10 protein-coding genes are annotated in these 15,270 nt (G+C 63.3%); 7 read left to right on the top strand and 3 right to left on the bottom strand.

The window, feature by feature from the left end; translation table 11 throughout:
* Position 1: 1 nt before the first annotated feature.
* The 3 genes from Pla175_RS18905 to Pla175_RS18895 form a co-directional block, all read right to left on the bottom strand.
* Positions 2-3,016 carry a PSD1 and planctomycete cytochrome C domain-containing protein gene (locus Pla175_RS18905; protein WP_231953968.1) on the bottom strand — a complete coding sequence of 1,005 codons (3,015 nt, stop codon included), beginning with the start codon at positions 3,014-3,016 and terminating at the stop codon, positions 2-4.
* A gap of 153 nt (positions 3,017-3,169) precedes the next feature.
* Positions 3,170-4,180, bottom strand: coding sequence for a DUF1559 family PulG-like putative transporter (locus Pla175_RS18900; RefSeq protein WP_145292166.1), 1,011 nt, complete (start codon positions 4,178-4,180; stop codon positions 3,170-3,172).
* Positions 4,181-4,204: 24 nt separating this feature from the next.
* A complete protein-coding gene (locus Pla175_RS18895; protein WP_145288884.1) occupies positions 4,205-5,326 on the bottom strand; it encodes a sialidase family protein in 1,122 nt (373 codons plus the stop codon).
* A gap of 914 nt (positions 5,327-6,240) precedes the next feature.
* Between Pla175_RS18895 and Pla175_RS18890 the strand changes: the two genes are divergently transcribed.
* The 7 genes from Pla175_RS18890 (at position 6,241) to Pla175_RS18860 (ending at position 15,207) form a co-directional block, all read left to right on the top strand.
* Positions 6,241-6,687: a helix-turn-helix domain-containing protein gene (locus tag Pla175_RS18890; RefSeq protein WP_197526987.1), complete on the top strand. Its 447-nt coding sequence runs from the start codon at positions 6,241-6,243 to the stop codon at positions 6,685-6,687.
* A 133-nt stretch (positions 6,688-6,820) separates the two neighbouring features.
* The gene (locus Pla175_RS18885) at positions 6,821-7,876 is read left to right on the top strand and encodes a DUF1559 family PulG-like putative transporter (RefSeq protein ID WP_145288877.1); all 1,056 of its coding nucleotides are present in this window, start codon (positions 6,821-6,823) and stop codon (positions 7,874-7,876) included.
* Positions 7,877-8,022: 146 nt separating this feature from the next.
* On the top strand, positions 8,023-10,425 hold the full coding sequence (locus Pla175_RS18880; protein WP_231953967.1) for an alpha-L-fucosidase: 2,403 nt from the start codon (positions 8,023-8,025) through the stop codon (positions 10,423-10,425).
* 15 nt (positions 10,426-10,440) lie between these two features.
* Positions 10,441-11,853, top strand: a complete 1,413-nt coding sequence (locus Pla175_RS18875; protein WP_145288874.1) for an L-fucose/L-arabinose isomerase family protein — start codon at positions 10,441-10,443, stop codon at positions 11,851-11,853.
* Positions 11,850-12,704, top strand: a complete 855-nt coding sequence (locus tag Pla175_RS18870; RefSeq protein WP_145288871.1) for a transketolase — start codon at positions 11,850-11,852, stop codon at positions 12,702-12,704. Before Pla175_RS18875 ends, Pla175_RS18870 begins: the two co-directional genes overlap by 4 nt.
* Complete coding sequence (locus Pla175_RS18865; RefSeq protein WP_145288867.1) at positions 12,701-13,720, top strand: transketolase family protein; 1,020 nt, start codon at positions 12,701-12,703, stop codon at positions 13,718-13,720. Before Pla175_RS18870 ends, Pla175_RS18865 begins: the two co-directional genes overlap by 4 nt.
* Positions 13,717-15,207, top strand: coding sequence for an FGGY family carbohydrate kinase (locus Pla175_RS18860; RefSeq protein WP_145288863.1), 1,491 nt, complete (start codon positions 13,717-13,719; stop codon positions 15,205-15,207). The genes Pla175_RS18865 and Pla175_RS18860 overlap by 4 nt, the downstream gene beginning before the upstream one ends.
* Positions 15,208-15,270: the final 63 nt, after the last annotated feature.

Genomic DNA, 15,270 nt, shown 5'->3' with positions numbered 1-15,270 from the left:
ATCACTCGCGCGAGATGGCCTCGTCCAGACTGAGAACGACCCGGGCGGCGACGGTCCACGCGGCTAAGTCTTGGGTCGCCAAGCGATGAGATGAGGATTGGCGGGCTTCAGTATCTACCGCCTTACTTCCGCCCACCAGGGCGCCAGCGTCGATTTCGCCCGATTCCAATCGAGAGCGCTGCGTGGCGACAAACTTCTGCAGCACGTCCAGTTCGTTTGCCGAGGGTCGTCGAGAGAGGCAGCGATCGAAAAGGAACTCGATCCGGTCTTTCGGGTCTGCCCCTGCGTTCTTGATCGTCAGCGCGGAAAGCTCCTGTGCGCACTCAAAGAACAGCTCCTCGTTGAGCAGGGCGAGCGCTTGTAGCGGAGTGTTCGAGCGGCCGCGGCGGACGCAGGCAACCTCGCCGGAGGGGGCGTCGAAAGTCTGAAACACCGGGTAAGGGGTCGACCGGTAGCGGAACGTGTACACGGCTCGGCGGTACTTGTCCCGCCCGAGATCGTAGTCCCACCGCTTCGGGGCATAGCTCGCCGGCGGCTTGAACAGGTAGTCAGGCGCGGGCGGGTAAACCCCGGGGCCTCCGACCTTCCTTTCGAGGAGTCCGCTCGCAGACAACGCTAGGTCACGGACGACCTCGGCGTCAACGCGGTAGCGCGCCCCACGCGCCAGCAGCAGGTTTTGTGGGTCTTTATGCAGCAGACTCGCGGAGACCACACTCGACTGCCGATACGTGGCCGACTGGACGATGAGACGGTGGATGTGCTTCAGGCTCCAGCCGCTGTCCATCAACTCAACCGCGAGCCAGTCGAGCAACTCCGGGTGCGTGGGAGGGGCGCCTTGCACGCCAAAGTCCTCGGCCGTCTCCACCAGCCCCCGGCCGAAGTACGCCTGCCAGATGCGGTTCACGATAACGCGGGCGGTGGTCGGCGAACTCCTGTCGGCCAACCAACGGGCGAAGTCGAGTCGGTCGGGCTGCTGCGCGTTGAGCTTGTGAAGAAACTCGGGAACGCCCCCGGAGACCCGTTCGGCGGGCTTGAGCCAGTCGCCGCGGTCGAGCCGGTGCGTTTCCCGGGGCGTTTCTAGCCGCTTGAGCACCAGTTGTGAGGTCCCGCTTGGATGTGAACGCCACTGCTCCTCGATCGCTGCGTTCGCCTCGCTCCAGTGCGGCGCCGCGGCGCGCCAATAGCTGAAGACCTGGTCAGTCTCGGCGGCCGATCGCTCGTCCGGCTTCTTCGCGAGCAGCACGCCCACCGCGGCCGGGATCGGATCGGCGGCCGCGTTAGGATCGGCAGAAAGGGAGAAGCGGAACCGCCCCAGATTGTTGGTGTAGATGTCCGTGTGATAGCTCTGGCCGTGCTTCTGGACCAGCTTGAAGGTGATCCGAGTTGGCCCCGGCAATTCGATTGGCTTGGCCAACGTGAAGACGGCTTGTCTAGGAGTATTGCTGCGGCCAGGACCGATATCGATACTCCACGCAGTACTCTCGTCGCCGTCGATCGCGTAGTCGACCGGACCGGTGAACCTAGAACCCAGGTCGCTGTCGTCAAACTCAGCCCCAAGGGACCTCCGAGGAGGGTTTATGTCGGCGGTGGCCCTTGCAATCTCCCATGGCGTTGGCGTCTCGGAGTCGCCTTGCGTCGCGGCACTAACTTGAAACTCCGTCAACGCGCACGTGCCGTGGGACGACCGGCCCGGGCCTCCGTGCGGCAGGGTAGGGTGGTTGAGCAGCTCTAGTCTTACCGCGGCGATACGCGGAAGCTCGGTTACAATCGTGAACTCCGTCGTCGTCTGCGTGGGGGCGTAGCCCTCGGCGAGCACCGAGCCGTCGGGCTGGAGGTAGTGCTTTTGTCCCCCGCTTCCGTCCAGCTCGGGCCGAACGACCTGCCATCGGTGATCGGGCCGACTGAGCGTCGATTCCCATTCCGCCACCCGGCGCCGCCAATCGGGGTCCTGGTCCTTGAGCCCCTGCTCGATCTGACGGATCTGGCCGAGGACGGCACGCCGCTGTTGCTGCTGTTTCGCGGGGTAGAAAGTCGCTTGGGCTTCGTAGCTGTCGTTGAGCAGCGCGAGCATCCCGTAGTACTCGGCGTGGCTGATGGGGTCGTACTTGTGCGTATGGCACTGCGCACACTGCACCGTCAACCCAAGGATCGATTTTCCGATGGCGTCCACGCGATCGAACAGCCCTTCCATTCGGAACTGCTCTGGGTCGATGCCTCCTTCTTCGTTCACCATCGAGTTGCGCAAGAAGCCGGTCGCGATCAGGTCTTCGCGGCTTCTCTCCGGGAGCAAGTCTCCCGCGACTTGCTGAATGATGAACTGGTCGTAGGGGAGGTCGTGATTCAAGGCGTCGATGACCCAGTCGCGGTACAACCACACCTCCCGTGGGTGATCTTTCTCGAACCCGTTGGAGTCTGCGTAGCGAGCCGCGTCCAGCCACAACCGTCCCCACCGCTCGCCGAAATGAGGCGAGGCGAGCAGCTCCTCAACGGATCGATCGTAGCGGCCGGGGTCGTCCATTGCGTCCCGCGGTGCGATCACGTCGTTCTGGGGCGGCAGACCGATCAGGTCGATGGAGAGCCGGCGGAGCAACGCCGCCGCATCGGCTTGCGGAGAAGGGCTAATCCCCTCCTCTTCGAGACGGCTCAGGACAAACGCGTCGATCGGATTCTTCACCCAGCCTGAGTCTCCCACGCGCGGGACGGCGCGCCTTCGCGGCGCCACGAAGGACCAATGCTTTTCGTACTTTCCGCCAGCGGCGACCCACGCCCGTAGGACGCCGATCTGCTCGTGCGTTAGCTTCTTGCCCGAGCTCGCGGGCGGCATCTGCGAGCCGCCGTTGTGCGCAGCGACGCGGGCGATGAGCTCGCTGTGGTCCGGGTCGCCCGGAACGACCACCGATTCGGCCCCACGGGCGCCCGCCGTGGGCTCCCATTGATCGATCCGAAGGTCGGCTTCCCGATGTGAAGGGTCACGGCCGTGGCAGTGGAAGCAGGCGTCGGACAGGATCGGCCGCACGTCTCGATTAAAATCGATCCCTGTCGCTAGAGAGGTTTCCGCAACAGCGCCGCACGCCAAAGCGATGAGCGCGATCCAATGCCGCCGCTCAGCGGCGATTGTACGTAACGCACGGATTACAAGTGGCCAGCAACCTGTCATGGAATCTTGGTGCTACTTGAAGGACTCATCGCCATCGTTCCGCCCCCCCATCAGGGCGAACTGTGTCTCATCGATATCGAACGCGATCGTATTGATCGAGCCGTCACACATCGCCATGTTCGCTCCAGCGGGATGGACGCTTCCGAAACGCCACCTCGACTCGGTAGCGCTCGCCCGGGTGTCCAACAACGGGGGAAACCGGTCGCTACCGCTGGCCGTGAACCCCTGGTTGTCTTGGTCGTGCCCGGTGAACAGGCATTGATCGTCTGATGAGCTTATCCCCGAGGTGTAGTGCGCGGGGGTCATGGACTTTTCACCCACCAGGGCGGTCTTCGTCGCGCCGTCTGTGATTCGGGCGTAGGGAACCCTGCTGCATTGGAAGACGACCCCGTTGTAGAACCCGCCGCTGATGGCGATGTCGGACCTGAACTTGTGCGAGGCGATGAGGCCGGCGGGGGGGCCCATCTCTTCCCCACGGTTCCGGTTCCCAGCGTTGGCGCGGTAGTCGCCCCGAGCAACATTGCATTTCCCCGATTCACACGCGAAAGCGTTGTAGGCCAGGAAGGGGAAAGCGCTGTCGATAAAGGGGAAGGCCTGAACTCCCCGTCGCGAAGGACACAAGAACGCGGGCAGGGGGGTGGACACGAGCTGCATCATCTTGTGCTGCGATTCGGGCGAACCCAGGTCGCGGCGAAAGTCGCCCGCCAGCACACGCTGGGCGCCGTGCTCCATGTACTCGAGGATGTTAAAGGCCCAGCTTCCGGGCTGGTCTTTGCCGTAGCCGGAAGCTGCGTCCCCCACCCAGCGGAAGCCCCACCCGCCGGTCGGCAGGTAGCCGTGTGCCGATTCGTGGTTGAGCATCGCCATGGCGATCTGCTTGAGCTGATTCTTGCACTGAGTGCGTCGCGCCGCCTCGCGTGCTGCATTAACCGCTGGTAGCAAGAGGGCGACCAGAACGCCGATGATGGCGATCACGATCAGCAACTCGACGAGCGTGAAGGCCTGTGGGTTCTGTCTTGCCATGGGTCGTGCCGTCGGCCGGGTACCCTATTTGCTGGTAACGTCTTCGGGCCATCGCCCATCCACGATGGGAGCAAGGTCGAGCTTGGTGGGGTCAACCACCACGTGCTTGATCCGTTCTCGCTTCCAGGTGTAGGTGATGTGCACGAGGCCGTCGCTAGATTGAATCACCGCGGGGTACGAGAACCCATTAGGGGCGTCTGGGTCGTCTTCCAGCACCAACGCCGCCTGCCACTGCTCGCCGTCGGTTGAAAGGGCGACGTTGAGCGGGCTCCGGCTCGCTGGGCTGTGGTTGTAGACCAGCAGGTGCCGGCCATCGGACAACGTGACCGCATCAGTCCCCGAACTCGGGTTGGGGAGGTCGAGGCGATCCATCTCTCCCCACGATTCGCCGCGATCGTCGGACCAGATGCTGAAGACGCCGCTAGAACGCGTCCTTCCGATCGCTTGCAGGCGACCATCGGCGTGGGTCAGGATGCTCGGCTGGATTGCGAGGATCTTCGCCGGTTCGTTCACCGGCCCGGTGCGACGCCACCGTTCGCCCGTTGCGTCGGTGAACTCGAAGTGGACCCGCCACCCCTGGTCTTCGCTGCTTGCAGGGCAGAGCAGCGTGCCGCCTGCCAGCTCGATTGGTTTGTTCTTGACGGGGCCAACCATACCCTCGGGCAGCCGCCTGGCGGCCGACCAAGTGCGTCCATGGTCCGTGGAAACCTTGAGCATCCCCCACCAGTCCCGCGGAGTCGGCCCCACCTTGTAGAAGAGCATCAGCGGTCCCTCGTTCGGCTGAAAGAGGACCGGGTTCCAGCACGGGAGCCGAGTCTCGTCATTTATCACTCCATTGGCGACTTCAACCGGCCGGCTCCATTTCTCCTTCGCCTTGCGTGATACCCAGACGCCTACATCGGGGTGGCGCTCGTGTGTCCCTCCGAACCAGGCAGCGACGAGGCCGCCGCCAGACTCGACGATTGTCGAGGCGTGGCAGGAGGGATACGGCGCGACCTCGTAAAGGAACTCGCTACGCACCGGCTCACCTGAAGCATGGGCCCCCAAGCTGACCAACGCGGCTATGGCGGGGGTCAGAACGTAGGTCAGAACGGCGACGTAGAGTCGCCGTTGTGCGCCGCGTTCTTGCTTTATCAATGGAGCCATCGGATTCAAGTGAGCTCGCGCCGAGTGTGGAGAATTCCCTACAGCGAAACCGGACCGAACGCCCCTGAGCAACGCGCACCTAGTGGCGTCGGTCGCCTGCAATTACCAGCGGAAGAGAGGCCCAGCACTAGTATACGGGCGCGCCCGAGCAGCGGACCGTTGGCAATGCGCCCCTAATCAAGACAGCCGATGGTCGGCTGGCTCTCTCGATCGTGACAGACAGTGGCGTAGAGCGGTGCGGTTTCGTTTGGCGTGCTCGCCACTGGATCGAGAACACGTGCACCCACGTAGAAACCAACCACCAAGGACACGAAGAGCAAAGAGGAGAATGTCCGATAACCAAGGGACGGAGGCGAATCTCGGGTCGAACTTGCCATCGATGATCGGTCGGTCGCGATCCCTTCGTACGTATTTTGCGCCGTGGCCTTTGTGGTTGATCTTGAGTTGGGGTGGACGTGAGTTGTTCAAGTTAGCGCCGCCGAAGCCGACTTTCCACTCCGCTCAGCGAGCGGCCACTCCGAGGCCAGACCTACTCTCGAACCGGTTGCGAGGAATGTCCGTCCGTTTGCAAAATCGGGATCTACGCGGTTGTTGACGACCCGATTTTGCAATTGTCAAATGAAGGGGCAGCGTGGGGCTGCGGCGCAATTGTTGTGGAGCCGCCCCCTTCACGGCCACGGACGGGCTGGCGCCGCGACGAACCTTCTCTTCCGAGGCAACTCATGATCTCAACCGTTTCACCTGCATTTCACAGCGTTTCCCGTACGCCTGGTCGCGAGACGCGCCACGCATCGCCCTACTCACGCGCTCGTACGGTCTCACCCGCCATATTGGCCCCGGCCGACCGCGACCGCGGTCTTCGCCGCTACCCTTCGGGCGACCCTTCGCCTCCGACGTCTCAGGGCGTTCCTTCGATGGACCGCTTGCCACAGTTTGATTCGCACTCTCGGGAGGAAGAGCAAGACGAGATTGTCGCCAAGGCACTGGAGATTATCTGGAATGGTCTCCAGCACGCCCCGCTGAACGTCAATGAAGTCGCCCAGCAACTGCCGGTGACTCGTCGCACGTTGGACCGCAGGTTCGCGGCGTGCCTCGGGCGTTCTGTGCTGGAAGAGATCAATCTGTGCCGCATAAGTCGCGCAAAGCAGTTGCTTTCGGAGACGGACATGCTGGTGAAGACGATCTCGTTCGTAGCGGGATTTCCTAGCCGCGAACGGATGCGACTCTTGTTTCTCAAAGAAGAAGGGTTGTCGCCATCGGACTACAGAGAACAGACCAGGGTGGCGACCGGCGCCGAGCACGCCGCACACGCATTGTCGGGCGAGGATGCCCAAAGATTCTCGCTTCGCCGAGTGTCTTGAAACAGGGCTCTCTGCGGCCACGTTGATCCTAGCAAGACGCTACGTTGAACAATCGAGTACGCATCTCTTCGCCTTGGTTTGAGGGCACGATGCGCCGTATCTTCTCTCTTATCGCATCCGGAGTCATCTCGCCATGACGCGACACGACCGATCGAATAACTCTCAGCCACGTCTGGGTTTTACCTTAGTTGAGCTACTGGTCGTCATCGCGATCATTGGCATCCTGGTAGCCCTGCTGCTTCCGGCGGTGCAGGCCGCGCGGGAGGCCGCGCGGCGGACACAGTGCAAGAGCCAGTTGAAGCAACTGGCGCTCGCATGTCTCAATCACGAGAGCACGTTTAAGACATTCCCCGCTGGCGGCTGGGGGTTCTACTGGACTGCCGATCCCGATCGGGGCAACGGCCCAGCACAGCCCGGTGGATGGATTTACGCCATCTCGCCGTTTATTGAAGAATCCGCCGCGGCCAGCTTGGGCGGCACGGGCGGCAGCATCGCCGACGCTCAGAAGCGGGCGCTCATCGGCCAAGCGATGGGCATCCCGCTGGCTCCGTTCTACTGCCCGTCGCGTAGGGCGCCCGCGCCGCTTCCGTCGTTGGACTCCAGCGGAAAGCCAAACCAAGCGCCGCACAACGCCGATCCGTCGCCGAGCGGCTTGTACGCCAAAACCGACTACGCGGCCAACGGCGGCGGTGGGATGATCGGCCGTGGGCAGGGGCCGCCTGCTAGTTGTTACTTTCAATACCCCAACTGTGCCTGGAACACTAGCGTTGCCGGAATGAAGCAGTTCGACGGGGTCGTCGGTTACCGTCAGGGCGTCCAGATGCGCAGGATTACGGACGGCTCTTCCAAGACGCTGCTGCTCGGCGAGAAGTTCCTCAACACCGACCGCTACACAACGGGCGATCATGTCGGCGACGACAACTCGATGTACGTTGGCTACGACATCGATTCTATCCGGGTTGGCAGTCAAACCGCTCTGCCCCGGCAGGACGAGCCCTCGCCGAACGCCACTGCCAAGTCCGATGGCGACACGCTCTTTGGCGCTCCGCATACGGCGGTGAACATGGCATTCTGCGACGGTTCGGTGCATACAATCGCATTCGACGTCGATCCAGAAGCATGGAACGCCGCCGCGCGGCGCAACGGGGCGGACACCGGTCGAGAGAAGGAGCACGATCCGATTCAGTAGCGGCATCGGGGCAGCCTTGGGCTGCCTCGCAATCACTCTTCATCCAGCGCGGTTTGAGTATGGCGGTTTCTTGCCCGGGCCGAAGCTGCAGGGGTAGGGCGGCCCGGTCTTGGGTGAGCGCCGCTTGGCTGGGCTGCCTGCTTGGTATGGCGTCCTTCACGGCCGCCGCTCCGCCTAGCAGCGATGTCGTTCAACCCGTCTACTTGTTCACGTCGTTTGAGGAACCAGCCGACGCGGGTCTGCGGCTCCTCTCCAGCCGTGACGGGCTGACCTGGGAGAGGATCCCCGGCGTCTTTCTGAGACCCCAGGTCGGCGCCGGAAAACTGATGCGCGACCCGAGCCTCGCCAGAGGCCCCGATGGGTGGTTCCATCTAGTTTGGACGACCGCGTGGCGCGGGGACGCCGGCTTTGGGCACGCGCGGTCCCGCGACTTGGTGCACTGGTCGCCGCAGCAGTTCGTTCCCGCCATGCAGCAAGAGTCCGACGCGGTGAACGTGTGGGCGCCGGAACTTTTCTACGACGCGTCCTCGAAGCGGTTCATCATCTGCTGGGCGTCGACGATCCCGGGACGCTACCCCGACGGCCAGGAGTCGCACGATAACAACCACCGGATGTACGCGACGACCACAGAAGACTTTTCGTCGTTCTCACCGACGCGGCTCTTCTGTGAGCCCGGATTTAGTGTTATCGACGCGACGATCGTCGCCTACGAGGACGAGTACCGCTTGGTGCTCAAAGACAACACCCGGCCAGTGCGGGCGCTCCGCGTCGCCAAAGGCGACACGCCCTTGGGGCCATGGACGGAGATTAGCGAGCCCTTTACGGCCCACCTCTCTGAGGGGCCAACCGTCGCGAAGATCGGAAGCGAGTGGCTGATCTACTACGACGCGTACGGCGAGAAGCGGTATGGCGTGGCGGCCACCAAGGACTTTGCCGAAATCCGCGACGTAACTGGCAGCACTTCGTTTCCTGTAGGACACAAGCACGGAACGCTTATCGAGATTACGCAGGCGGAACTCGAGTACCTGATCCGAGTCGGCAGCGAGCAACGCCCCGGGATCGGTTCGCCGTTCGACCCGCAGGTGACGGCAGACTTTGTCGAGAAGCGACTCGCGAGAGTCGACGCGACGATCGCCCGCGGGCCTTTCCAGCCGACGTGGGACTCGCTTGACGAGTTCCGCGTTCCGGAATGGTACCAGGACGCAAAGTTTGGATTGTTCATCCACTGGGGGCCCTACTGCACTCCGGCCTTTGGCAGCGAATGGTACCCGCGGAACATGTACGTGGAAGGCTCGATGGAATACGAGCACCATCGGAAGACCTACGGTCCGCAGGACCGGTTTGGCTACAAGGACTTTATCCCACGCTTTAGGGCGCAAGACTTCGACCCCAAGGCGTGGGCCGCGTTGTTCAAGGAGTCTGGCGCTCGGTACGTGATCCCTGTCGCCGAGCATCACGATGGCTTTGCGATGTACGACAGCGACCTCACCGATTGGTCGGCCGCAAAGCACGGTCCGCACCGCGACGTGATTGGCGAGTTGGCCTCAGCCCTCCGGCAGGAGGGGATCGTCTTTGGCGCTTCTTCGCACCGGGCAGAGAACTGGTGGTTCTTTGGCCCAGGAAAGCTTGTCGAATCGGATGTGCGTGCGGGCGCCGCGCCGGGGCTCTACGGCCCGGCGCACGACAAGCGAGTCTCGGAGAATCAAACTGAGCAACCCGACCAAGCGTTCCTGGACGATTGGCTGCTGCGGTCATGCGAGATTGTCGACAAGCATCGGCCCAGCGTGGTGTACTTCGATTGGTGGATCTGCCAACCCGTTTTTCAGCCCTACCTCAAGCGGTTCGCCGCCTACTACTACAACCGGGGCGCCGAGTGGGGGCAGCCGGTCGCGATCAACTTCAAGGAGTGGGAAGGCTACTCGTACCCCCGCGGCACCGGGGTGCTAGACGTCGAACGCGGAAAGTTCGCCGAGCCGCAACCAGAGTTGTGGCAGACCTGCACCTCTGTTTCCAAAAACTCATGGGGGTACATCGCCGATCATCAGTACAAAGAGGTCGGCGGCATTATCGATGACCTTGCCGACATCGTCAGCAAGAACGGCGTGATGCTTCTGAACATCGGTCCCAAGTCGGACGGGACCATTCCAGAGATCGAGCAACGGATGCTCCGCCAGATCGGAGCGTGGCTTGCCGTAAACGGCGAAGCCATCTACGGCACACGCCCTTGGACGACTTTCGGCGAAGGACCGACCGAGGCCGCATCGGGGTCCTTTTCCGACGGCCGGGCGACTGAGTTCACCGGCGAGGACTTCCGCTTCACTCGCAATGGCGACCTGCTCTACGCGATCGCACTGGAATGGCCCGCGAACGGAAGGCTGCTCGTTCGCTCGTTGAAAGAGGGAAGTGTGCCGATCAAGGGCGTTTCACTTTTGGGGTGCGACCCTCCAATCGCCTGGAAGCAGACTCGGAGGGGGCTTGAAGTGACGCTCCCCTCCGACCCACCGACCCCCTTCGCCCATGCGCTGCGGGTAGAGATCGGACACCAATAGAGATCGGAAGCACCCATGTCCAAAGGCCCTCCCACGCTCGGCGTGATCATCGGCAACCGCGATTTCTTTCCAGACCAGTTGGTGTCGGAAGCGCGGAAAGACCTTTTGTCGCTGCTCGAGGAGAAAGGGGTCAAGGCGATCTTGGTTGGCCCCGAAGAGACGAAGCTCGGGGGGGTCGAGACCCACGCCGAAGCCCGTCGATGCGCCGACCTCTTCAAAGCGCGCCGTGATGAGATCGACGGCGTGCTAGTCTCGCTCCCCAACTTCGGCGATGAGAAGGGGGTGGCGGACACGCTGAAGTTGGCGGCGCTTCGCGTTCCGGTCCTAGTACAGGGCTACCCAGACGACCTCGGACAGCTCGGGGTCGCTCGGCGTCGCGACGCGTTCTGCGGCAAGATCTCCGTCTGCAACAACTTGGTGCAAGCAGGAATCCCGTTCTCGCTCACAACCAAGCACGTTTCGCACCCCCATTCGGAAGGGTTCGGTGCAGACCTCGATCGCTTCCTTGGGGTATGCCGCGTCGTGAACGGCCTGCGCGGCGTCCGGCTTGGCGCCGTGGGCGCCCGACCCGGAGCCTTTAACACCGTGCGCTATAGCGAAAAGATCCTGGAGCGCTACGGCGTGAGCGTAACTACGGTCGACCTGTCGGAGTTCCTTGCGTCCGCCGGCAAGCTGAAGGACGACGACCCGGCCGTCAAGGCAAAGCTCGACGAGATACGCGGCTACGCCCCCGCGCCCGGCGTCCCCAGTGAGAAGCTCGTTCAGATGGCGAGGATCGGCGTGGTGCTGGCGGACTGGATTCGAGAGAACGCTCTCGACGCTACCGCTATCCAGTGCTGGACGTCGGTGCAGCAGAACTTCGGCTGCAATGTTTGCACGCTGATGAGCATGATGAGCGAGAACTACATGCCGAGCGCCTGCGAGGTCGACGTCACCGGCGTGCTGACGATGTACGCGATGCAGCTTGCGGCCGGTTCGCCGGCGGCGCTGGTGGACTGGAACAATAACTACGGCGACGACGACGATAAGTGCACGCTGTTTCACTGCGGCAACTGGGCGAAGAGCTTCCTCCCAGACATTAAGATCGGCACGGCCCCGATCCTGGGCAGCACGTTGGGGGTTGAGAACACCTACGGCGCCCTCGAGGGCCGCACCCCGGCCGGCCCGCTGACCTACGGCCGACTCACCACGGCCGATACCGAAGGGCGAATCCGGGCCTACGTCGGCCAGGGAGACCTCACCAACGACGCGCTCGATACGTTCGGCACCCGTGCTGTGGCCCGTGTGCCGCGGCTGCAAGACCTGCTCAAGCGCGTCTGTCGAGAAGGGTTCGAACACCATGTGGTGATGACGATGTCGCACTCCGCCGCGATTTTTGCCGAGGCGATGGAGACCTATCTCGACGTGGAGACCTACGTCCACTCATGACCGAATCGAACGCGTTGACCGACGACGAATTGCGACTGCTCAGCGTCCGCTGCCGACAAGACGTGCTCAAGTACATCTCGGCCGCCGGCGCCGGGCATACCGGGGGGAGCCTGTCGTGCGTCGATATACTGAACGTGCTCTACAACAGAGTCTTGCGGGTTTCGCCGGAGACCTTTGGCGATCCGCACCGCGACAGGTACGTCCAGAGCAAGGGGCATTCCGTCGAGGCGCTGTACGTCGTTCTCGCCCATCGGGGCTTCTTCCCCATCGAGCGGCTTGAGACCCTCTGCCAGTACCGCTCCCCCTTCATCGGCCACCCCACGCGCAAGTCGCCGGGGATCGAGATGAACACCGGCGCGCTCGGCCATGGGCTGCCGATCTCCGTCGGCATGGCCCTCGGCGGCAAACGCGACAACGCCCCTTTCCGGGTGTTTACCCTGATCGGCGACGGTGAGCTGGCCGAAGGCTCTAACTGGGAAGCGGCCATGTCCGCGGCCCACTACGGGCTTGATAACCTCACCGCGATCATCGACTACAACACGCTGCAGATCTCTGGGCGGACGCGCGACGTCTGCAGCAATGAGCCTATCGACGAGAAGTTCGCGAGCTTTGGCTGGGGGGTGGTCTGGGTCGATGGGCACGATTTCGCCGGGCTCACGGCCGCTGCTTCGGCGCCGGCCCGGTCGGGCAAGCCGACCTGCGTGATCGCCAACACAGTGAAGGGCCGTGGCGTCAGTTTCATGGAAGACGTCGCGAAGTGGCATCACGGCGTGCCGGCCCCGGACGAGTACGAGGGCGCCATGCGCGAACTGACCGCTGCCGAGCAAGCCTTGTTGGAGGCCAGGAGATGAGCGCCCCCGCCCCCAGCGTCTACTCAACCGAAGCCCAGGCCTATGCGGTGCGACTCGGCCTAACCATGGCGCGGGCGAACCTGGATGTATTCGCCGACACGCTCCTGGCCCTGGCCCGTGGCGACCGCAACGTTGTGGCTGTCACCAGCGATTCGCGCGGCAGCGGCAAGCTGCAGCCGTTTGGCGAGGCGCTGCCGGAGCAGCTCTTCGAGGTCGGCATCGCCGAGCAGAACCTGGTCGGAATCGCGGCCGGGTTGGCGTCGGTCGGGAAACGCGCCTTCGCCGTGTCGCCCGCCTGCTTTCTCACGGCTCGGGCGCTCGAGCAGATCAAGAACGACGTCTGCTACTCAAATGTCCCCGCAACGCTTGTCGGCATCAGCGCCGGGGTCAGCTACGGCGCCTTGGGAAGCACCCACCATTCCCTACACGACTTCGCCGCGCTGCGGGCGATCCACAACATTACAATCCTGGCGCCGGCAGACAACTACGAGACCTCCGAGGCCGTGAAATGGGCCGCCGAGCACGATAGGCCGGTCTACCTTCGATTCGGCAAGGCAAAGATGTACGGCCTCCCGCGGTCCACCGGCGGTTTCTGCCCGGGCCAAGCCGCGACGTTGCGAGAGGGGGATGAGGTCGCCCTGATCGGCACGGGCGAAACGGTTGTGCACTGTCTGCTGGCCGCCGCAAAGCTAGAAGCAGAGTCAGGGCTTAGCTGCCGCGTGCTCAGCATGCACACCGTCAAGCCGCTCGACGTCGAGGCTGTGCTCGACGCGACCCGCTCCTGCCGCGCAATCGTTACCGCAGAAGAACACTCGGTTCACGGCGGGCTTGGGGAAGCGGTCGCCGGCGTGCTGGCGCAGGCGGGCGGCGCGCCGCTGTTGAAGATCATGGGTCTGCCGGACGAGGACACGGTCACAGGCAGTCAGGCCGACATCTTCCGTCACTACGGGATCTCGATGGAAGGGATCTGTGCCGCGGCAGTAGGCGCATGTGAAGGCGCGGAGGCCGTACGATGAAGTGTATCCTGGCCATCGACCAGAGCACGTCGGCGACCAAAGCGCTGCTGTTTGGCATGGACGGCGCGGTGATCGATTCGGAATCGCTCCCACACGCCCAGCACTACCCACGCCCGGGTTGGGTGGAGCACGACTGTGAAGAGATCTGGCAGAACGTCCTGCTGGTCGTACGACGCTTGTGCGACCGCGACACGGAGCACTTGCAAGGGCTGCAGTGCGTTAGCATCACGAACCAGCGCGAGACGGTCGTCGTCTTCGATCGGGCGACCGGTGAACCGCTAACGCCAGCCATCGTGTGGCAGTGCCGCCGCAGCGACGCGATCTGTCAAGAGCTTAGGGACGCCGGGCATGAGGCCTCTGTTCAAGATCGGACGGGCCTCAAGCTTGACGCGTATTTTTCTGCTTCGAAGCTTGCGTGGCTCGTCCGCGAGCGTCCCGGCATCGCCAACAAGCTTCGCAGCCGCGAGGCGCTAGTCGGGACGATCGATACGTACCTGATCTACCGCCTTACCGCCGGGCGGATATTTGCGACCGACCACACGAACGCTAGCCGCACCCTTCTGTTCAACATCAAGACGCTGGCATGGGATCCCGAACTTTGCGGGTTGTTCGGCGTTCCACCCTGCGCCCTGGCTGGCGTTCGCGAAAGTTGCGAACACTTTGGCGCCAGTGACTTCGCGGGCGCCTTGCAGTCGCCGGCGCCGATCTGTGGGGTGATGGGAGACTCGCAGGCGTCGCTTTTCTCACAACGCTGCTTTTCGCCGGGGGACGCCAAAGCCACGTTTGGCACCGGCACATCGGTGCTGTTGAACATCGGCCCAGAGCCGCGGCTCCCGGACAACGGCGCCGTCGCTGCGCTGGCCTGGGTGCTCGATGGCAAGCCGACCTACGCTTGGGAAGGGCTCATCAGCAACTCGGCGGCGACGCTGTCCTGGCTCAAGGACCAGTTGGGCTTAATCGCTAGCGCGGGAGAGTCCGAGCAGATTGCGTCTAGCGTAGCGGACTGCGGCGGAGTCTACCTGGTTCCGGCGTTCGCCGGTCTGAGCGCCCCCTATTGGCGCCCCGACGCAAGGGGGGCGATCGTTGGCATGACGGCCTACACCAATCGGGCGCACGTCGTCCGTGCTGCGCTTGAGTCCATCGCCTACCAAGTAAACGACGTGCTCGGGATGATGCAGTCCAGCGGGGTCGCGCCCCGTTCGCTCAATGTCGATGGCGGCCCGACCCGCAATGGGCTGTTGATGCAGATGGTGGCCGACATCACCCGGCTGGAAGTCCATGTCTCGGGAACGCCGCAGTCCTCTGCGCTCGGCGCCGCCATGGCCGGGATGGTCGGTCTAGGCCTGTCCGGGGCTGACCCCGCGGCTTCACTAAACGCCCTGCGTAGCATGCCCCGTCCAACGCGTCAGTTCTCTCCGACCCGTGACGCGCGTGAAGTCGCGGAGTTGACCGAAGGTTGGAGCCGCGCTGTCGCTCGGGTGTTGTAAGTCGATCATAAGACCAATTTGTTTCCGCTCTTCCAGAATCGTCCGTCTTCTCCGCACATCTCA

It is taken from the genome of Pirellulimonas nuda (assembly GCF_007750855.1).
GTDB lineage: Bacteria > Planctomycetota > Planctomycetia > Pirellulales > Lacipirellulaceae > Pirellulimonas > Pirellulimonas nuda.
This window is presented reverse-complemented; position numbering and strand designations above follow the sequence as displayed.